At 45.0% G+C, this 20,131-nt stretch carries 18 protein-coding genes, 2 rRNA genes and 1 other RNA gene (1 of these 21 only partly in view); 15 read left to right on the forward strand and 6 right to left on the reverse strand.

Annotated elements, in window-relative coordinates; all coding sequences use genetic code 11:
* Positions 1-25: 25 nt before the first annotated feature.
* Together IGI96_RS10615 and IGI96_RS10620 are read right to left on the reverse strand one after the other, a co-directional pair.
* Complete coding sequence (locus IGI96_RS10615; RefSeq protein WP_086339143.1) at positions 26-1,810, reverse strand: ABC transporter ATP-binding protein; 1,785 nt, start codon at positions 1,808-1,810, stop codon at positions 26-28.
* The gene (locus tag IGI96_RS10620) at positions 1,803-3,536 is read right to left on the reverse strand and encodes an ABC transporter ATP-binding protein (protein ID WP_015509023.1); all 1,734 of its coding nucleotides are present in this window, start codon (positions 3,534-3,536) and stop codon (positions 1,803-1,805) included. The genes IGI96_RS10615 and IGI96_RS10620 overlap by 8 nt, the downstream gene beginning before the upstream one ends.
* A gap of 106 nt (positions 3,537-3,642) precedes the next feature.
* Here IGI96_RS10620 and IGI96_RS10625 point away from each other — a divergent pair, with 106 nt between their 5' ends.
* The 10 genes from IGI96_RS10625 to IGI96_RS10670 all read left to right on the forward strand — a co-directional run bounded on the left by IGI96_RS10625 (position 3,643) and on the right by IGI96_RS10670 (position 12,161).
* Positions 3,643-4,446 (forward strand): MerR family transcriptional regulator, encoded by an 804-nt coding sequence (locus IGI96_RS10625; RefSeq protein ID WP_080583842.1) that lies wholly within the window; start codon positions 3,643-3,645, stop codon positions 4,444-4,446.
* Positions 4,447-4,545: 99 nt separating this feature from the next.
* Positions 4,546-5,295: a YczE/YyaS/YitT family protein gene (locus tag IGI96_RS10630; RefSeq protein ID WP_015509025.1), complete on the forward strand. Its 750-nt coding sequence runs from the start codon at positions 4,546-4,548 to the stop codon at positions 5,293-5,295.
* Positions 5,296-5,434: 139 nt separating this feature from the next.
* Positions 5,435-6,802, forward strand: coding sequence for an RsmB/NOP family class I SAM-dependent RNA methyltransferase (locus IGI96_RS10635; protein WP_086339144.1), 1,368 nt, complete (start codon positions 5,435-5,437; stop codon positions 6,800-6,802).
* A gap of 68 nt (positions 6,803-6,870) precedes the next feature.
* Positions 6,871-7,206 (forward strand): hypothetical protein, encoded by a 336-nt coding sequence (locus IGI96_RS10640; RefSeq protein ID WP_005227636.1) that lies wholly within the window; start codon positions 6,871-6,873, stop codon positions 7,204-7,206.
* Between the two features lie 131 nt (positions 7,207-7,337).
* Complete coding sequence (gene tadA / locus IGI96_RS10645) at positions 7,338-7,844, forward strand: tRNA adenosine(34) deaminase TadA (protein WP_086339145.1); 507 nt, start codon at positions 7,338-7,340, stop codon at positions 7,842-7,844.
* A gap of 29 nt (positions 7,845-7,873) precedes the next feature.
* Positions 7,874-7,960, forward strand: an RNA gene (gene ffs / locus IGI96_RS10650) — signal recognition particle sRNA small type.
* A 700-nt stretch (positions 7,961-8,660) separates the two neighbouring features.
* Positions 8,661-10,043: a bifunctional metallophosphatase/5'-nucleotidase gene (locus IGI96_RS10655; protein ID WP_086339146.1), complete on the forward strand. Its 1,383-nt coding sequence runs from the start codon at positions 8,661-8,663 to the stop codon at positions 10,041-10,043.
* A 90-nt stretch (positions 10,044-10,133) separates the two neighbouring features.
* Positions 10,134-10,754, forward strand: a complete 621-nt coding sequence (locus IGI96_RS10660) for a YutD family protein (protein ID WP_005227649.1) — start codon at positions 10,134-10,136, stop codon at positions 10,752-10,754.
* A 1-nt stretch (position 10,755) separates the two neighbouring features.
* Complete coding sequence (locus IGI96_RS10665) at positions 10,756-11,526, forward strand: TIGR01457 family HAD-type hydrolase (RefSeq protein WP_010748835.1); 771 nt, start codon at positions 10,756-10,758, stop codon at positions 11,524-11,526.
* On the forward strand, positions 11,523-12,161 hold the full coding sequence (locus IGI96_RS10670; RefSeq protein WP_438785107.1) for a TIGR01906 family membrane protein: 639 nt from the start codon (positions 11,523-11,525) through the stop codon (positions 12,159-12,161). The genes IGI96_RS10665 and IGI96_RS10670 overlap by 4 nt, the downstream gene beginning before the upstream one ends.
* A 57-nt stretch (positions 12,162-12,218) precedes the next feature.
* Here the strand turns inward: IGI96_RS10670 and IGI96_RS10675 are convergent, their stop codons facing one another.
* The 3 genes from IGI96_RS10675 to IGI96_RS10685 all read right to left on the reverse strand — a co-directional run bounded on the left by IGI96_RS10675 (position 12,219) and on the right by IGI96_RS10685 (position 14,461).
* Complete coding sequence (locus IGI96_RS10675; RefSeq protein ID WP_005227653.1) at positions 12,219-12,728, reverse strand: phosphatidylglycerophosphatase A family protein; 510 nt, start codon at positions 12,726-12,728, stop codon at positions 12,219-12,221.
* Between the two features lie 108 nt (positions 12,729-12,836).
* Positions 12,837-13,478, reverse strand: coding sequence for a bis(5'-nucleosyl)-tetraphosphatase (symmetrical) YqeK (yqeK, locus tag IGI96_RS10680; RefSeq protein WP_086339148.1), 642 nt, complete (start codon positions 13,476-13,478; stop codon positions 12,837-12,839).
* A 5-nt stretch (positions 13,479-13,483) separates the two neighbouring features.
* Complete coding sequence (locus IGI96_RS10685; protein ID WP_086339149.1) at positions 13,484-14,461, reverse strand: NAD(P)/FAD-dependent oxidoreductase; 978 nt, start codon at positions 14,459-14,461, stop codon at positions 13,484-13,486.
* Between the two features lie 140 nt (positions 14,462-14,601).
* Between IGI96_RS10685 and IGI96_RS10690 the strand changes: the two genes are divergently transcribed.
* Entirely contained in the window at positions 14,602-15,189 is a 588-nt protein-coding gene (locus IGI96_RS10690) for a peptidylprolyl isomerase (RefSeq protein ID WP_005227659.1), read from the forward strand.
* 90 nt (positions 15,190-15,279) lie between these two features.
* Here IGI96_RS10690 and IGI96_RS10695 read toward each other — a convergent pair whose 3' ends face one another.
* Positions 15,280-16,461 carry a MalY/PatB family protein gene (locus IGI96_RS10695; RefSeq protein ID WP_086339150.1) on the reverse strand — a complete coding sequence of 394 codons (1,182 nt, stop codon included), beginning with the start codon at positions 16,459-16,461 and terminating at the stop codon, positions 15,280-15,282.
* Between the two features lie 93 nt (positions 16,462-16,554).
* Between IGI96_RS10695 and IGI96_RS10700 the strand changes: the two genes are divergently transcribed.
* From IGI96_RS10700 to IGI96_RS10715, 4 genes are all read left to right on the forward strand, one after another.
* On the forward strand, positions 16,555-16,935 hold the full coding sequence (locus IGI96_RS10700) for a CvfD/Ygs/GSP13 family RNA-binding post-transcriptional regulator (protein ID WP_005227662.1): 381 nt from the start codon (positions 16,555-16,557) through the stop codon (positions 16,933-16,935).
* A 67-nt stretch (positions 16,936-17,002) separates the two neighbouring features.
* Positions 17,003-17,365, forward strand: a complete 363-nt coding sequence (locus tag IGI96_RS10705; RefSeq protein ID WP_005227664.1) for a hypothetical protein — start codon at positions 17,003-17,005, stop codon at positions 17,363-17,365.
* Positions 17,366-17,932: 567 nt separating this feature from the next.
* Positions 17,933-19,492 (forward strand): 16S ribosomal RNA (locus tag IGI96_RS10710).
* A 229-nt stretch (positions 19,493-19,721) separates the two neighbouring features.
* A 23S ribosomal RNA gene (locus IGI96_RS10715) occupies positions 19,722-20,131 on the forward strand; it runs 2,505 nt beyond the window's last position.
* The 16S and 23S rRNA genes sit together here, the layout of an rRNA operon.

A 20,131-nucleotide genomic window follows, 5' to 3' on the forward strand; every position in this document is an offset into this window, starting at 1 on the left:
ATTGGTTGGTGGTTCGGCTTTTTCATCAAGCTGTTGCAAACTGGCTGTTATATAGTTGGGCGTAAAGGGAATCTTGTGCCAATAATTCTATATGGGAGCCTTTTTCGACGACGGAGCCGTCTTTCATCACTAAGATCAAGTCAGCGTTTTTGATGGTAGAAAGACGATGGGCGATGATAAAGCTGGTTCGTCCTTGGGTCAAACGATCCATCGCCGTTTGGATCATTTGTTCCGTCCGCGTGTCGACACTGGAGGTGGCTTCATCAAGGATCAGAATCGTTGGGTCTGCTAAAATCGCCCGAGCGATCGTCAATAATTGTTGTTGTCCTTGTGACAGTTCGCTTTCGGAACCAATGACGGTATCGTAACCGTTGGGCAGGGTCCGCACGAAGTGGTCGCATTGGGCGGCTTTGGCGGCAACCAAGATGTCTTCTCGAGTGGCATCGGGATTGCCATAAGCGATATTTTCAGCGATGGTTCCTTGGAATAGCCACGTATCTTGCAGCACCATACCGAATTTTTTCCGTACTGCTGGTGCCGAAAAGGACATCATGTCTTGATCGTCCAGCAAGATCTTCCCACCATTTAATGGATAAAAGCGCATCAAAAGATTGATCATGGTGGTTTTTCCAGCACCTGTTGGTCCAACGATCGCGACCGTTTGTTTTGGTTTGACGGAAAATTCGACGTTTTCCATCAAGAGTTTTTCCTTGCTGTAGCCAAAGGAGACGTGTTGAAAATCGATTTTTCCTTTGATAGTTTGTGGAACTGGCAGTTGTTGGGTCGCAGTTTCTTCTTCAGGATAATCAAGGATCTCAAAAATTCGTTCGAGAGATGCTAAGGCACTTTGCAAGGTGTTCATAATATAAGAGGCTTGCGTGATCGGTTCAGACACTTGGTTGATGTATTGCAGATAGGCTTGTACGAGACCAATGGATAATTGCCCTTGCAACACCATTAGACCACCAACGACGGCGCTTAAGATAAAGCCGATTTGATTGATAAAGCGCACGAATGGATTGATAGCTGCACTGACGAACTGTGCTTTCCGAAAGGCTTTAAATTGGGCTTCACTCAATTCCGCCATTTCCGCTTCAACGGCAACTTGTTGGTTGTAGGATTTGATCAGCGGATTTGCGGTATAAAACTCTTCCGCACGACTGCTGACTGCACCTAATGTTTCTTGGTTTTTGGTAAAGTAGCTCAAGTTTTTTCGTGCGAGAACGGTAGTCACAAAAGCACTCAAAAGCAAAATCAGGACCACGCCGATCGTCAGTAATGGGCTGAGATAAAGCATGGCGATCAAGCCGAAGGTAATGCTGATGGTTGCGGTGATCAGCTGCATCAAACCGACTTGTAAGACCTCGGATACTTTATCTAAATCGAGAATCACTCGGCTTAAAATATCGCCAGTATGATGTTTGTCGTAAAAACTGATAGGCAGGCGATTGAATTTGTCACTGATTTGTTTGCGTAAAGTCAAGGTCAGGGTTTCACTGACACTGGCCATTGTATACTCTTGCAGCAAGGAAAAGAGACTGATCAAAAGCCACGTTCCCGCTAAAAGGACGACTGGACCTAAAATACTTTGCCAAAAATCATTGATCTGCCAGCCTTCTTGTTGAAACAAGGCAATCAGATTATCCAGTCCACGCCCCAAGATCAAAGGGGCGATGGACATTAGTAAGGAAAAGAACAAGGCGGAAGCGATAATCAGTAGAAAGCGGGCTTTTTGTTCCATCAGCAAACGCAGCAAGCGTCGGCTTGTATGTTTCATGTTTTTTGGGGTATCCATTGTTTGTTTACTCATCCTTCATTCCTCCCATTCCTTGAGATGAGGCAAACTCTTGATAAGTTTGGCAATTGCGTAATAATTCTTCGTGGGTTCCTTTACCGACCATTTTGCCGTTATCCAAGACAATGATTTGATCGGCATTTTTGACGGTCGATACCCGCTGAGCCACGATAATGACGGCGGCATCTTTCGTGTATTCTTTCAATGCACGCCGCAAGTTGGCGTCTGTTTGATAATCCAAAGCAGAAAAACTGTCGTCAAAGAAGTAGATTTCTGCTGGCTTTGTCAGCGCTCGGGCAATACTCAGTCGTTGCTTTTGACCGCCAGAGAAATTGCTGCCTTTTTGAGCAACCGGACTTTCATAACCTTCAGGTAAGCCTTCAATAAATGACTTGGCTTGAGCAACTTCAGCGGCTTTTGCCATCGCCTCATGGGTTGCTGGACGATTGCCGAAACGCAAGGTTTCTTGAATCGTGCCGCTAAGCAAGAGCGCTTTTTGCGGGACATAACTAATTTGGTCCCGTAATTCGGCTTGTGAGATCTCTTTGATGTTGCGGCCAAAAAGCGTGATCGAACCAGCAGTCACATCTTTGAAACGCAACAGCGCTTTGGCGATGGTGCTTTTTCCAGAGCCAGTTCCGCCAACGATCGCTGTCGTTTTGCCTCGGTGGATCTCAAAGCTGATATCTTCTAAGACAGGTTCTTCGGCGCCTTCATACGTAAACTGCACGTGATTGAAAGCTGCGATCGTTTCTGACACGGCAGTCTTGTTTAAGGTTTGGTCACCGTCGATCAAATCAATTGGTTCTTCCAAAACTTCTGTGATCCGTTGCAAGGAAGTCAAGCCTTTAGGCACCATCACGATCACCATCGCTGCCATAGTCAAAAACCAGAGACTCAGGATCGTGTATTCGATGATGGCAGTAATACTACCAATAGCAAGGTGGCCCTGCAGACTTTGATAGCCGCCGTAGACAAGGATAGTCGAAATCGAGAGTCCCATTACTAAATTGACGGTCGGATTCAAGACAGCAAAGAGGCGATTGACTTGGATCATGGTTTTCGCATATTCCGTCAGTGTTTGATCTGTCCGTTCTTTTTCGTAAGCAGCTTTGTCGAATGCTCGAATCACCCGAGCGCCAGTAAAGGTTTCTCGTAAGATCCGCATCATTTTATCGACTAGTTTTTGCGTGATTTGTGATAATGGGATCGCTTTGCGAATCACTCCATAAGCGATCATTGAAAAACATAGGATCGCTACGATTGGGACCCAAATCATCCGTAAAGAGACGGTGCCGGTTAGAAAAATTGAAGCAGCGACGATCATTGGGGCTGGTAAAATCATTTGCAGCGCCATCATCAAAATTTGTTGGATGTTGTTGATGTCGCTGGTGGTACGTGCCAGCAAAGTGGGCGTACCATAGCCATCAACAGCGGATACAGAGAGTTCTTGTGTTTTTTTGAAAAGGCGCATCCGCAAAAAATGCCCGAATTTTCCTGAAAGGTGGGCAGATAAATAACTACCGCCTACAGAGACGATCACGGTGCCGATGGCAATGGCAAACATCCACCAGCCATTGTGCCAAATGGCTGTCGTGTCGACTTTCAAGATCCCTTCGTCAATGATTTTTGCCAAAAAATACGGCAACAGGAGTGTGCCGAAGGATTGGACCAGCATCAAAAGAAATAAACTGAAAAAGAAGCGTCGTTCTTCTTTATAAAATAACTGTAATTGTTTCATGATTTCCCTCCAAAAATGTCGTTCTATGGTAGAATAAACTGTAACGTTACGTTACAGTCAAGCAAGGAGTGAAATTTTTTTGAAAAAACAATTGACCATCAGTGAGATGTCCGCTTATGCTGGCGTGAGTCGGCGCACATTGATTTATTACGATCAGATCGATTTATTCAAACCGCAATCGATTGGTGAAAACGGCTATCGCTACTACGGCTTTGAACAATGCCTTGAGTTAGACGTGATTTTGCTCTTGCGTTCTTTAGACATGCCCTTGCAAGACATTCGACAATTTTTGAAAAACCGCAACCCTGAATACACGCAAAAGGAACTTGTGGAACGGCGAGGAGAAGTTCGTGCCAAAATCGCTGCGCTGCAAGAATTGGAACGAACCTTCGATCGCTACATCCAGCGCTATGAAAAAGTACAGAAAGCCGATTTTGAGACCTTTACGATAGCGCACCACGAAGCAGAGGCGTTTATCGTTTCCGAAGAGATCGCTGGCGATGATCCGGAATCTGCTTATCAAGTGTACGCCCGTTTTTATCCGCTAGTGGATTATAAAGATGCCTTCAGTGGCTACCCCATCGGCTTTTTAAGTGCTGGAACGACATTAGAGGATCAGACCTTTCACGCATCGCCTTATCGGGCACTGATCTTGATTCCACAAGATCGGCTGCATCTCTATCCTGAAAAGCTGATCATCACGCGTCCTACTGGCACGTATGTGTCTGGTTTTGTCAGTGAGGGAGAGGAGCAAATTGCTGCTTTTACCCATCGCATCCAAGCCTTCCTAAAAGAGAATCAGTTAAAGATCGATGGCGATGTTTGGGAATTGTTATGGCAAGATGAAGTCTTTACCGCCCAAAAAGAATTGCAGATATTTGAAGTGATGGTTCCAGTGAAGCCCGAGTAATGGACGAGGCACGCATATCTGTAGGAACCGAAAATCAAGATACGCAATGGCAATGGTTGTTGCGGGCTTTTCAATGGAAGCAAAATAGAAGCAAAGGAGATGGACGAAGCTAGATCGTATCCCTACAAAGAGCCCTGTGAAGCGTTGAAATTCCCATTTTCCTTTTTTCTCGTTATACTTGAAAGAACAGATGAGAAAAAAGGGGAAATTTTAATGAAAAAAGAAACAGGATTACGCTCGCTTTATGCGTTGATTGGTGTCGCCATTTTAGGATTCGGGGCGGCATTGCTGCGGGTCGGCGGAGTGGGACTAGACCCATACACTGCAGCCAATATCGGTGTCGGCGAGCTGCTAGGGTTATCCCTTGGGGTCTATCAATTGATGATCAATATCGCTGTCCTAGTATTGATTTTTATCTTTGGCCGTCGCCATATCGGTATCGGGACGGTCATCAATATGGTGCTGACAGGATTTTTCATCGACTTTTATACCAACGTTTTTGATTGGTTATCCGTCGGTCCAAATAACTGGTGGCAGCAAGGCTTGTTCTTGTTGATCGGGATTATCTTCTTTACCTTCGGTGCGTCGTTTTATATGTCAGCGAATTTGGGCAGCGCCCCCTATGACGCGATCGCCCCAACCATCGTCGATCAGACGAAAGCCAACTATCGAGTGGTGCGGGTGATTCAAGACGTTGCCTTTGCCTTGATTGGCCTCTTCACAGGCGGGCCTATTGGGATCGGAACCTTCATCAGTGCCTTTTTAGTGGGCCCACTGATCAAATTCTGGGACAACCGTGTCTCTCAGCCATTCATCGAAAGCAGTGTCAAAAAAGCGATTTTTAAATAAAAAAGATCTGCAGCAAAGAGAAGTCGAAGCGATTTAGTCGCCCACTTCACTCAGCTGCAGTTTTTTTGCCATTTGATCAAGGAATTCTTGCATAATTGCTTCTCAGTCGCTAGAATAAAAAAGCCGAGGAGGGGTAAGTATGCAATTACCAACACCATTTATTGAAAAATACCAACGGTTGTTAGGAGAAGAAGCACCAGCTTTTTTTACCGCTTTGACCGATAATCAGCCAGTCAAAGGCTTTCGCTTGAATGTTGCTAAGCCGCACGCACAAGCGATGCTGGCAAAATATGGACCCGCCGCTGTACCCGCCCCCTATGCAGAAGCTGCTTATATTGGCGAAGTCAAAGGCCGTTCGCTGCTCCATCAAGCTGGCTATGTCTACAGCCAAGAACCTAGTGCGATGATCGTAGCAACGATCGCAGCCGCTCAACCAGGGGAGCGGGTCTTAGATTTATGTGCGGCACCAGGGGGCAAAACAACGCAGCTGGCAAGCCAATTACAAGGGAAAGGGCTGCTTGTAGCAAATGAGATTTTCCCCAAGCGTGCCAAAATCCTATCAGAAAATGTGGAGCGTTGGGGCTTTCCGAATGTAGTCGTCACCAATCAGGCTCCACAAGAATTGAGCCGCCATTTTCCTCAGTTTTTTGACAAGATCGTAGTGGACGCCCCATGTTCTGGTGAAGGGATGTTTCGTAAAGATCCCGTCGCCTTAGAAGAATGGCAAGCAGAAACACCTGATCACTGTGCGATCAGGCAAAAAGACATTTTGGCACAAGCCGTTACGATGCTAAAACCGGGGGGCCAGCTGATCTATTCCACCTGTACCTTTGCCCCAGAAGAAAACGAAGCGATGATGGCTTGGTTAATGGAGGAGTATCCCTTCACGATTGAAGCGATCGACTTGGACAATGTATCTCATGGGCGCAGGGAGTGGGGAGCTGCACCTGGGATTGAGAAAACCATCCGCTTATGGCCGCATTTAAACCAAGGAGAAGGTCATTTCGCTGCGAAATTGACCTCGCTAGCAGAAGCAGCGCCAGTGAAAAAGAAGAAAAAAGGCAAAGGAGCGACAGCCAAGAGTCCATTGGATGCAGCGACTCAAAAGTTGTGGCAAGCCTTTCGCAAGGAGTTTCCTTTTTTACAGGCACTGAATGCGACGCCTCAGCTGCTAGGAGAAAACCTCTGGCTCGTTCCTGAAGAAATGCCTTCTTTAAAAGGGATCAAGTTTATGCGCCCAGGTTTGCACGTCGGCGTCGTTAAGAAGAATCGGATCGAGCCAAGTTATGCGTTGGCATTGGCGATCCATGCAGAAGAAGGGGCACCGATAGTGCCGATCACTTTGCCGCAATGGCAGCATTATGTGGCGGGTGAAACCTTGAGCGTGCCAGGAAATGCTGGGTGGGTGATTTTGACAGTCGATGAGATCCCAGTCGGTTTTGGAAAACAAGTCCAAGGAACCGTGAAAAACTTCTTTCCTAAAGGATTAAGATTCAAAGCGATTTAAACGAAATAGTGTTTTTATTTCAGTCCTCGTGCTATGATGGAAGTAGCAAAATAAGGGAGCTGATCGATATGAAAACATCATCAAAAGTAACGATTGGATTAAGCATTGCAGCGATCGCTGGGATCACTACTGCCGTCGTTGTATCAGACAAAGTATTCAATAAAGTACGCTTCGCTTGCAACCGACACAAAGTAAAGAAATTTGTCGATGACAAATTCAACGGCAATGAAAAATTGCTGGATGTCGTAGACGGCTTATCTGACAATGAATTGGATTCGTTGTTAGGTGTGATGAAAAAAGTCAATGAGGGCCGCAACAAAATCTCTGTTTACGGAGACAATATCAAAGATTCGACAGAACATGTCAAAGACAAGTTGACGAGCTTTGTTGATTCCGTCTTTTAAGCCAATCATGCCATTTGAAACTCGCAGGGACATCGGTCTTTGCGAGTTTTTCTCGTCTTTCTAAGCGTTTTTCGTTATACTAACAAGGAAATGCACGAAATGGTGCGAGGTAGAGGAGTGAAAGTGAAGTCGTGGAAAAAACAAGTACCTTGACTGCCGAGGAAAAAGCGTTCTTTATGGAAGAAGCAATCAAAGAAGCCCGAAAAGCAGAAGGGTTGGCAGAAGTACCGATCGGTGCTGTCGTCGTCTTGGATGGTAAAATCATTGGTCGTGGACACAATCTACGAGAAACGCAGCAGCAAGCCGCAGCGCATGCGGAGATGTTTGCGATCGAAGAAGCCTGTCGCACTGTCGGAAGTTGGCGCTTAGAACAAACGCAGCTGTTTGTGACCTTGGAACCATGCCCGATGTGTAGCGGGGCGATGTTATTGGCACGGGTGGAAGAAGTGTATTTTGGTGCATACGATCCCAAAGGCGGCACTGCTGGTACATTGATGAATTTATTGGAAGATGAGCGCTTCAACCATTGGTCCTATGTGGAAGGCGGCATTTTAGAAGAAGCATGCGGCCAGCTGCTAACAGATTTTTTCCGAGCATTACGAGAAAAGAAAAAACAAAAAAAGGCTGGCAATCTCTAACGAAATACGTTATACTAAGTTTTGCCGAAAGGCTAGGACAATGGAGGTCTTGTGAAGCGTGTCAGATCCGGAAGGAAGCAGCACTAAGCAGGATTCTCCATGTGTCTGATTGAAAAACTGCCTGCTATTGAAGAAAGCAGTAGTACTAATTGAATCGATGATCATTCAAACCTGAGACAGACTGTCTTAGGTTTTTTTATTTTTGAAATTCTTTGTGACACCAAGGACTGTTCTAATTGTATTCTGCTTTAAATCTAGGCAATCGATAGCAGCGCTCAGAGGGCTAAGTTGTATTTTTGATACAAAGGCTTTATTCCTGTTTAGAACCTTACTCTGATAACTTTTGCGTTGGCGATTTTTATACTCTCAAAAAATCAGTAATGGTACGTATCATAGTGGTGGATGATGATAGAGAATATCTGTTTTTGTGCTCTCAAAGAATCAGTAGTTCTGACGAACTGAAACATGGATTACCTGCTCTCGATATTCGTTAGAATATTCGTTTCAAGAACTCTTTATTTTCGCTTCAACGAATTGCCGCCGCCGTGTTATCGATAGAACTTTCCAAAAATAACCAGAAAAAATCACTTTCCTTTTTACAGTCAGAAAAGTGATTTTTTCTTTTGAACAACTGTCACTGCAGCTGGTTGTTTTTTACAAAAAGTCACCATTCTTTTCCAAGCATTCCAATGGTTTCCCAGAGATTTTATGCTATGCTTATTTTGTAGAGACTTCCGTCGTCTTTCTACTGGCAACCCTTGATGCCAAAAGAAATGGATAGTGATTTCAGGCGACGTATTTGAAAAGAGGCGCACAATGGAAAAAATTACGATTATCCATACCAACGATCTGCATTCCCACCTAGAACATTGGCCGAAGATGCGGCGTTATTTGGATCAAAGAAAACGAGAAGCGGATACGACCGAAGAGACAGTGATCGCAGTCGACTTAGGCGACTTTGTCGATCGCTGGCATCCTTTGACAGAAGCAACTGACGGCAAGGCAAATGTCGATTTGATGAATCAAGGGCATTACGATGCGGTGACGATTGGGAACAATGAAGGGGTCGGCAATCCTAAAGAGGTCTTGCAGCATTTATATGACCAAGCAGAATTTCCTGTCATTTTAGGCAATTTATTTGATAAACAGGATTTACGTCCGCCAAAGTGGGCACAAGAATACAAAATCATGGAAAGCAATCAAGGAGCTAAAATCGGTCTGATCGCTTTTACAGCACCGTTTCCGCTGACATATGCCCCAAACGGCTGGGACATTCGCGAACCCTTGGAGATTTTGCCTTCATTGGTGCAGCATTTGCGCCCCGAGGTCGATCTGCTGATCTTGATGAGCCATCTAGGCATCAATGCTGACCGTCAGATTGCGAGGGACTTTCCAGAACTAGATGTTATATTAGGTTCCCACACGCACCATTTGTTTGAAAAGGGCGAAGTCATCAATGGCGTTCAAATTGGGGCAGCTGGCAAGTTTGGTTTTAACATTGGCGAAGTCGAAGTGGTCTTAGATGGTCACCACCGCCCGATCAAGCATCGCGCCCGTGTGATTCCGACGGATTCGTTGGTGGCTTTTCCGCAAGATGAGGAAGAGATCGCCGAATATCTATCGATCGGCCATCGCTTGCTGCGGGCAAATCAGGTGGCAGAAATTCCAGCAGCGTTTACGAGGGATTGGCAAAGTGAACATTCCTTGGTTCGGGAGGCGCTTTTGGCATTATGTGCCAAAGGACAGACAGATGCCGCCATCTTAAATACGGGGCTATTCTTAGATGATTTGCCACAAGGACGGGTTGATCAAGATCAATTGCACACGATTTTGCCCCATCCGATGCATTTGATTCGGGTGACGCTGCAAGGCGCGGATGTCATTCGATTGGTCTTAGAGATGGAAAAAAATCGCAACTTTTTGCGCAATTTCCCAATTATGGGAATGGGTTTTCGAGGGAAGATTTTTGGCGAACTGGTTTATGAAGGCATCCGCTTTGATGAAAAAAACCACCAAGTATTGTGGAAACAAGAGCCCGTCGATCCTGCTCAAAGCTACACGTTGACCCTTGTGGATCACTACTTGTTTATTCCGTTTTTCCCGACGATCGAGATTGCTGGAACCGTTGAGTTTCTTTTTCCAGACTTTATTCGCACAGTGGTCGGTGATTACCTGAGTCAGAAATACCCCATCCAGTAGTTCGTCACTCCTCCAGCTGGATTTTGCGAGAAAACCGCGACTATCATTGGGGAATAAAACAAGGTATAATAAACAACAGGTGGTGAAAAAATGACCGAAAAACAAACGATCACAGATGAAATGACATCTGTACTAGAAGAAATTATTGAAGAACCAGCGAAACAACCGCAAAAAGGCGAGTTGGTGACTTTGTTAAATGATGAAGAATTAATGATTGGCAATCGACAATACAAATTGGTCATGGATTATCGTGAAGGCTTCAATCCAGAAAAACTTGGCGAGCGTTACAGTGAAGTGTTGGCACGTTATGATTATATCGTAGGCGATTGGGGTTATGAACAGTTGCGTTTGAAAGGCTTTTTTGAAAAAGATAACCGCAAAGCATTACCCGATCAGCGTATCGACATGCTGGAAGACTATTTGTATGAGTATTGCAACTTCGGTTGTGCCTATTTCGTGATCCAACGAGTTGGCGGCAAGAAAGAAAAAAGTACCTCCCGCCGACGCAAGAAAAAGCCAACCCAAAACAATCAAAATCAAAACGCACAACAAAACGCCCATATAGAAGAAAAGCGTGACACAGTACCGCAGAAAAAAAGCAAACCAACGATCAAAAATCGTAAACCAAAAGAAAAGAACGTCAAAAAAACCGAAACAACCACGGTGAAAAAAGGCAAAAAAGAGTTTACGATTCGACAAAGGGAAGAATAAGATGAAATATAAAGGCTATTTGATTGATTTAGACGGCACGATTTATTTAGGAAAAGCGCCGATCCCTGCTGGGAAACGTTTCGTAGAGTCCTTACAAGAAAAAGGACTGCCCTATTTATTTGTGACCAATAATACGACCCGCAGTCCTGAAGTCGTGGCGCAGCGATTAGCGGATGAATTTTCGATCCATGTGGCACCAGAAACGATCTATACCGCAAGCTTGGCGACAATCGATTTTATGAAAGACCATGGCAAAGGCCGCAAAGTATTTGTGATCGGCGAAGCGGGGTTGATCGATTTGATTTTAGCTGCTGGGTTTGAGTGGGAGGAAACCAACCCAGATTATGTCGTGGTTGGCTTAGACAACCACGTGACGTATGAAAAATTTGTTCTAGCAACGTTAGCGATCCAAAAAGGAGCAACCTTTATCGGGACCAATCCCGACAAAAATATCCCAACGGAAAGAGGTTTATTACCTGGTGCAGGTTCACTGATCGCAATGGTGGAGACTGCCACCCAAACGCAACCGATCTTTATTGGCAAACCAGAAGCCATCATTATGGAAAAAGCGGTGGCACACATCGGCTTATCAAAAGAAGAGGTCTTGATGGTGGGGGACAATTACGAAACCGATATTCGCTCGGGGATCCAAAACGGGATCGATTCTTTGCTCGTATTATCTGGCTTTACCCCGAAAGCGGCAGTTCCGACATTACCAGTAGCACCAACCTATGTGGTGGATTCTTTAGATGAGTGGGATTTTGAACAATGAAAAAACAAGTGTGGCTTGAACGCTTAGGATTTGTCTGCTTGTTTTTGTTTTTGGTCAGTCTAGCGATCACCCTAACGATCAATTTTCGACCGTTATATTGGTTTGATGTCGATCACTTGAATCTGCTGGATTATACCTCGCTAACAAGAGAAGAGTTGTTGAAGAACTATGGCTTATTGTTAGATTTTCTAAACAATCCCTTTGCAAGTACGCTCGCCTTGCCAGATTTTCCAATGTCTGAAGCTGGCGCTGGGCATTTTTACGATGTGAAACAGTTGTTTCTATTAAATTATGCCGTCATGATCGTCACTTTGCTGCCCAGTATCTGGTTCGTCAATCGGTTACGGCGAAAACAACAGCAATGGCGCTTGATTCGTCCCTTTCAATGGGGAATGATTTTGCCGCTGACTTTCGGGTTTTTGATGGCTGTCGGCTTTGACCGCTTTTTCGTTACGTTCCATGAGATTTTCTTCAGTAACGACGATTGGCTCTTTAATCCAGCCACCGATCCGATCATCAACGTGCTGCCAGAAACGTTTTTCATGCATTGCTTTATTCTCTTTTTCGTCTTGATTGAAGTCTTCTTTTTTGCCTTCTATTGGTGGGGCAAACGAGGCTTGAAAAAAACAGCGTAATGAAAAAAAGACCAACGATCCCCTTCCTTTGAGGGAGGCGAATCGTCGGTCTTTTTTTTATTGCGTAATGTAATGAGATTTACTTGGGTGTTGATGGGCTAAGCGACTTGCGGCAGAAGCTGCGATGGCACCTACGATATCATCTAAAAAGGTGTGAACGCGGGGACCGTCGTGCTTGTTCAGTTCTTTCAAAATACCCGGTTTGACTTTATCAATGTATCCGTAGTTAGTAAAGCCGATCGAGCCGTACACGTTGACGATGGATAGAGCGAGGATCTCATCGATCCCATAAAGCCCTTCGTCTTCTTTAACGATTTCTTGCAGTGGATGCAGCAGTTGATTTTCTTCTGCCAAAATATCTAACTGGACACCCGTTAAAATCGTATTGTGGACTTCCCGCTTGCTTAAGACAGCGTTGACGCTTTCGATACACATCTCCAAGGTGATGCCTTCAATGTAATCTTTTTGCAAGAACATCACCAGTTCACCGATGTCTTGCAGCGAGACACCGCGGTCGGCCAACAATTCTCTTGCTTTGTCTTCAAGTGTTTTGCTTTCTAATACCATATAGTTCCCCTCCATGTAAAAATAGTTTATTCAAAAGTCAACATGCGACTGATGGATTGCGATCATAAGTAGTGGCCTATTCCAGTTGCAGGCCATGCCGTTTGGTTTTTAATCCCTTCTGACATCCACTGAAACACAGGTGTTGGCTAGTTCTGCTTTGGCTGCCACTGCCCAAGGATGGGGGACCACCAAGTCACCAGCAAAAAGCCAGTCCATATAATACCCAGCGGCGGCTTCCAAGGAATCATCGAGGCGGTCTAATAAGCCGGTTAAGAAAGGCGCTTGATCTTTGCGATCCCATTTGATTTTGTCGGCTAAAAAAACAACTAGATCGAGACGACGATAATGGGCCTTTAAGGTGGTATGACAGCTGATGGCGGACAGAATGTCTGGATCAGACACCTGAAAAACCGTTTTTGCCAACAAAGCGGATTGCTGCTGATGCAGCAAAAAAGGTGCTTGCCGCTCCGCATCTAAGATCGGTTCGCCTACCGCTATCTGCAAGGCGATTCGCTGGTCATGAGGGATGACGACGCTGACATCGTGCAGCAGTCCTGCCAAGTAAGCTTTCTCCGCATTGACTTGAAACCGTTCTGCCAATCGTTTGGCTTCTTGGGCAACGGCTAGATTGTGGACTGCCGTTTCGGCATGATCGAAGGCTTCCAGATACTGAACCATTTGCTCAGTGAGGGTCTCTCCCTGCAAAGGGAGGGTATAGGCGGCAAGTTGACGTTGACCAGCTTGTTTCATCTCAGCTACTCCTTAAAAAGACTTGTACTATGAGCAGGTTGTGTCCGCGTTTTGGGATTAATGTAGTGGAGCGCATTGTTCACCGCGGTTGGGGCTTCCCCGAAACCAGTAGCGATCAGGTCGACTTTTCCATCGTATAAAACGACATCCCCACAGCCATAGATCCCAGGAATAGACGTGCTCATATCTGAAGAGACGAAGACTCCTTGGCGGCTGCTTTTCATGCCCCAATCCTTGATGTTCAATGTGGAAGAAAAACCGTAATTGACGATCAAAGCATCCAATGAAAGGCTGACTGTTTCATCACCCTTGACTTGCTGCAACGAGACGCCAGTCAAACGTTGCTCTCCTTGGATTTCTTGGATCACATAAGGAGTCAAAATGTTGACGGCAGAAGCTTGCAATTTGCTGACGCTATGTTCATGGGCACGAAATTCAGGACGGCGATGGATCAAGTAGACTTCACTAGCGATCGGCTCCAGCATCAATGCCCAATCGATGGCAGAATCGCCGCCACCGGCGATCGCTACTTTGCGTCCAGCATACTTCATCAAATCGGTGACAAAATAGTCTAAGCCGTATCCTTCAAACCGCTCGCTTTCTGGCAAAGTCAGTTTGCGCGGCTGAAAGGAGCCGTTTCCTAAAGCCAAAATCACGGCTTTCGAGTAATGGATTCCTTTGTCGGTGGTGACTTCGATATAGTCTTCTTGTTTTTCGACCGACAAGACGGTTTCTTCTAAACAATATTGGTGATTGAAGGTCGTCAACTGTTTTTCCAGGTTTTGGACAAGATCGCCCGCTTTGATTTTCGGATAACCTGGGATATCGTAGATGTATTTTTCTGGGTATAAAGTAGCAAGCTGACCGCCTAATTGCGGCAAGCTGTCGATGATCTTGGTTTTGGCGTTACGCATACCGGCATAGAAAGCAGAAAACATCCCGCTAGGTCCCGCGCCGATAATCGTTATATCAAAAATATCCATGTTATTCCTCTTTTCTAACCACGTTGGGGTGAAGCGTGTTCGTAGTGTACGAATAGCTTCATTATAGCAAAAATTATCCAAACTAGCATTTTTTCAATTTTCTGCTATCATGGATTTATGAGAGAGAAGGAGGAGTTAATGTGTCTGAATTTCCACAGTTAGCATTAGAAAAACAAACTGGCCATAAAGCAGTCATCAAAACCAATCGTGGGGATGTAGTTGTACAATTGTTCCCAGAATTGGCACCAAAAACAGTGAAAAACTTCGTTGAATTAGCGAAAAAAGGGTATTACGATGGGATCATCTTCCACCGTGTCATTCCTGATTTTATGATTCAAGGCGGTGACCCAACTGGCACAGGGATGGGCGGCGAAAGCATCTATGGTGGCAGCTTTGAAGATGAATTTTCAAAAGAATTGTTCAATCTTCGTGGCGCTTTATCCATGGCAAACGCTGGTCCGAATACTAACGGCAGCCAGTTTTTCATCGTAAACAATCAAAATGTTCCTAGCAACATGTTAGGTCAATTAGAAGGTGCTGGTTATCCAGCTGAAATCATCGAAGCGTATCAAGCAGGTGGTACTCCTTGGTTAGATTTCCGTCACACAGTTTTCGGTCATGTGATCGAAGGAATGTCAGTTGTTGATGAAATCGCTGGCGTGCAACGGGGACCACAAGATCGTCCGGTGCATGATGTAGTGATCGAAACGATCGAAATCAGCGAATAAAACAAAAGAACCCAAAAGCAGTTTCAACGGTCATCCTCAAGGAGATCGTTGAAATGGCAGCTTTAGGGTTCTTTTTTTCATAAGAAAGAGTTAACCGATCGGTTGGTCTTTAAACGCAGCGGCGATTTGATTGAGTGCTTTTTCTAATAGCTCTTTAGGACAGGCAAAGTTCAGCCGCATATGGTGACTGCCGTGGGGACCAAAGATATTTCCTTGATTCAATACGACATTGGCTTCTTTAATCAGTTTTCTTTGTAGCTGATTATCCGTTAGGCCATAGGCAGAAAAATCCAGCCAGATCAAATAAGTACCTTCGGGCTTTTGAAACGTCACTGCTGGGAGTTGTTCAGTCAAAAAGTCGCAGACAAAGGTGCGATTTGCTTCTAAATAGGACAAAAGTTCTTCTAACCATGCTTCAGATTCACGATACGCTGCTTCAGTAGCGACCAACCCAAACGTGTTGATTTCCCCTTGAACGTTGCGTTCTTGTGTTTTTGCAAATTGGCTGCGCAAGGTTTTGTCTTTGATGAATACCATCGAATTTTTGATCCCAGCTAAATTAAAGGTCTTGGTTGCTGAGGTCAAGATGATCGAAAAATCGGCAAAGCTTGGCTCGACTGTTTGGAAAGAGACAAATTGATTTGGTGCAAAAACGATGTCTTGATGGATCTCATCACTAACAACGACCACCTGGTGCTTTTGACAAATACGGCCGATCGTCAGCAGTTCTTCTTTTGACCACACGCGACCGCCAGGATTATGAGGATTACATAGAAGAAACAATTTTACCTTCTTTTCGATGATGGTTTGTTCCATCGCCTCAAAATCGATGACGAAGTGGCCATCTTTTTCCAATAATGGTTCTTGAATTAAGGTCCGCTGATTGTTTTTGACAACATGGGCAAAGGGATGGTAGACCGGATCGTGGATCAATACGGCATCTCCTTCTTGCGTATAACTTTGGATCGCCAGTGCAATACTAGGGACGACACCGCTGTTAAAAAGGATCGCTTCCTTATTGATGGTATAACCATGACGTCTTTGCTGCCAATCGATGATGGATTCAAGCAGCGAATCAGGGATGGTAGAGTACCCATAGATCCCTTGGGCAACTGCTTTTTCTAAAGCTTTTTTCACAGGTTCTGGTGCCAGAAAATCCATGTCGGCTACCCAAAGCGGCAACAAGTTTTCTTCCTTATAGGTTTTTGCAATGGTATCCCATTTGACGCTATTGGTATTTAAGCGCGGATGAACTTTGTCAAAATTGATCATGCGTTTCCCTCCTATATTGTGCAACGTTGTTTCTGATGCTTCAAATCTACCACTAGTTCAAGTATAATGAAAGTGGAAAAGAGAGGAAAGACTATGAATTATCAAATCGGGAACATTATAGAAGGAACAGTCACTGGGATTCAACCCTATGGTGCATTTGTTTCGTTAGATAAGGAAACACAGGGATTGATCCATGTTTCAGAGATCCAATCTGGGTTTACCAAAAATATCCATGAAGTCTTACAGATCGGGCAAAAGATCCGTGTACAAATCATTGATATTGACGAATACAGCCAAAAGATCAGTTTGTCCCGCCGTACATTGGAAACGAGTTTTGTTCAGCCACCCTTTAAGCGTAAACGCTACTTTACAAATAAGAATAAGCGGATCGGTTTTCGTACGATTGGAGAAGCTTTACCAGTGTGGGTGAAAGAGGCCAAAGAAATGTTAGAAAAAGAAAACAGCAGCAGATAATCGTGCATATTTTCTGAAAATGTGCTAAAATTAGTTTACAAACAGATGAATAACTGAGGTGGGTATTTTGGGATCCAAAAAAGTAGCGGGTACAGTTATGATGCACTTAGCAAATGGTTCGAAACGATTTTTGATGCAAATACACGAAGGCACTGCGGAATTAGCGTCAACGGATTTTTCTGAAGATAAAACCGGCTTGGCTACGATCTTACAATTGTTTAAAGACCGTATCCACCTTGATGTGACAGCGATCGAACTCGTTGAGCTCACAAATGGCAATATTGATACGCAAAACATTCCTTTATTTGTTTTTGAAACACAAGAAGCAGGACAAACGCAACAGCTGCCAGAAGGGTATGCGTGGGAAGAGCCCAATATCTTTCGTAAGATCATTGAAGACTACGAGATTGAAGGCGTTCCGTTCTTTTAGCACCTGAATATTAGCGAAAAGACTGAAGACCGTTACGACGGTCTTTTTTTATTGAAAACTTTTTGTAAATAAAATGAAATATTTCCTTGACCTGAGTCAAGAAGAATGGTAAATTAGTCAACGTTGGCAATTGAGCCAGCGGGTCAAAACAACAGTTGAAAAAACTTCAAAAAAAGACTTGACCAAAAATGCAACAGATGATATTATAACGAAGTCGCAATAATAAAACAGTTAATCAATGTTGATACATCAACAAAATTAATTGAAAAAAGTTGTTGACAAATAACAAATCATTTGTTATTCTAATTAAGTCGCTGAGACAGCCGCTACGAAGTTGAAAAACAACGAGCGAAAAAAAACTTTTAAAAAAAGAGTTGACAATCAAACGTCGCTCTGATATGATATAAAAGTTGCTAACACAGCACGGTAGACCTTTGAAAACTGAACAAAGCAAGCAAACGAACCAATGTGTAGGACGTTTCAATTTATTGAAACAAATACATGCAAGCAATAGCTAGCAAAGTTAATTTTTATGAGCTTAATGACCGTATGGTCATTCAAACAAATCATTATGAGAGTTTGATCCTGGCTCAGGACGAACGCTGGCGGCGTGCCTAATACATGCAAGTCGAACGCTTTTTCTTTCACCGGAGCTTGCTCCACCGAAAGAAAAAGAGTGGCGAACGGGTGAGTAACACGTGGGTAACCTGCCCATCAGAAGGGGATAACACTTGGAAACAGGTGCTAATACCGTATAACACTATTTTCCGCATGGAAGAAAGTTGAAAGGCGCTTTTGCGTCACTGATGGATGGACCCGCGGTGCATTAGCTAGTTGGTGAGGTAACGGCTCACCAAGGCAACGATGCATAGCCGACCTGAGAGGGTGATCGGCCACACTGGGACTGAGACACGGCCCAGACTCCTACGGGAGGCAGCAGTAGGGAATCTTCGGCAATGGACGAAAGTCTGACCGAGCAACGCCGCGTGAGTGAAGAAGGTTTTCGGATCGTAAAACTCTGTTGTTAGAGAAGAACAAGGATGAGAGTAAAATGTTCATCCCTTGACGGTATCTAACCAGAAAGCCACGGCTAACTACGTGCCAGCAGCCGCGGTAATACGTAGGTGGCAAGCGTTGTCCGGATTTATTGGGCGTAAAGCGAGCGCAGGCGGTTTCTTAAGTCTGATGTGAAAGCCCCCGGCTCAACCGGGGAGGGTCATTGGAAACTGGGAGACTTGAGTGCAGAAGAGGAGAGTGGAATTCCATGTGTAGCGGTGAAATGCGTAGATATATGGAGGAACACCAGTGGCGAAGGCGGCTCTCTGGTCTGTAACTGACGCTGAGGCTCGAAAGCGTGGGGAGCGAACAGGATTAGATACCCTGGTAGTCCACGCCGTAAACGATGAGTGCTAAGTGTTGGAGGGTTTCCGCCCTTCAGTGCTGCAGCAAACGCATTAAGCACTCCGCCTGGGGAGTACGACCGCAAGGTTGAAACTCAAAGGAATTGACGGGGGCCCGCACAAGCGGTGGAGCATGTGGTTTAATTCGAAGCAACGCGAAGAACCTTACCAGGTCTTGACATCCTTTGACCACTCTAGAGATAGAGCTTCCCCTTCGGGGGCAAAGTGACAGGTGGTGCATGGTTGTCGTCAGCTCGTGTCGTGAGATGTTGGGTTAAGTCCCGCAACGAGCGCAACCCTTATTGTTAGTTGCCATCATTTAGTTGGGCACTCTAGCGAGACTGCCGGTGACAAACCGGAGGAAGGTGGGGATGACGTCAAATCATCATGCCCCTTATGACCTGGGCTACACACGTGCTACAATGGGAAGTACAACGAGTTGCGAAGTCGCGAGGCTAAGCTAATCTCTTAAAGCTTCTCTCAGTTCGGATTGTAGGCTGCAACTCGCCTACATGAAGCCGGAATCGCTAGTAATCGCGGATCAGCACGCCGCGGTGAATACGTTCCCGGGCCTTGTACACACCGCCCGTCACACCACGAAAGTTTGTAACACCCGAAGTCGGTGAGGTAACCTTTTTGGAGCCAGCCGCCTAAGGTGGGATAGATGATTGGGGTGAAGTCGTAACAAGGTAGCCGTATCGGAAGGTGCGGCTGGATCACCTCCTTTCTAAGGAATATTTCGGAAGACTACACATCGTTTGCCTTTGTTCAGTTTTGAGAGGTTTACTCTCAAACAAAATTTGTTCATTGAAAACTGGATATCGAAGAAATAATCAAAACAAGTAACACACACCGAGTTGAAATGTTAAAAGAGTTTTTTAATAAGTTCAACGCTTATTTTCTTGAGCAACCTTCTATCGCTAGAAGAAGTACTCAAAACCGACCGTAAGGTCAAAGGTTAAGTGAATAAGGGCGCACGGTGGATGCCTTGGCACTAGGAGCCGATGAAGGACGGGACTAACACCGATATGCTTTGGGGAGCTGTAAGTAAGCTATGATCCAGAGATTTCCGAATGGGGGAACCCAGCATCTTTTATAGGATGTTACGTCTGCGTGAATACATAGCGCAGTCGAGGTAGACGCAGAGAACTGAAACATCTAAGTACCTGCAGGAAGAGAAAGAAAATTCGATTCCCTGAGTAGCGGCGAGCGAAACGGGAAAAGCCCAAACCAACAAGCTTGCTTGTTGGGGTTGTAGGACTCCGATATGGTAGTCTATTCAGATAGTCGAAATACTTGGAAAAGTATGTCAAAGAGGGTAAAAACCCCGTAGGCGAAATTTGGATAACACCTAGGAGGATCCTGA

It is taken from the genome of Enterococcus sp. DIV0421, assembly GCF_051713745.1.
GTDB lineage: Bacteria > Bacillota > Bacilli > Lactobacillales > Enterococcaceae > Enterococcus_D > Enterococcus_D casseliflavus.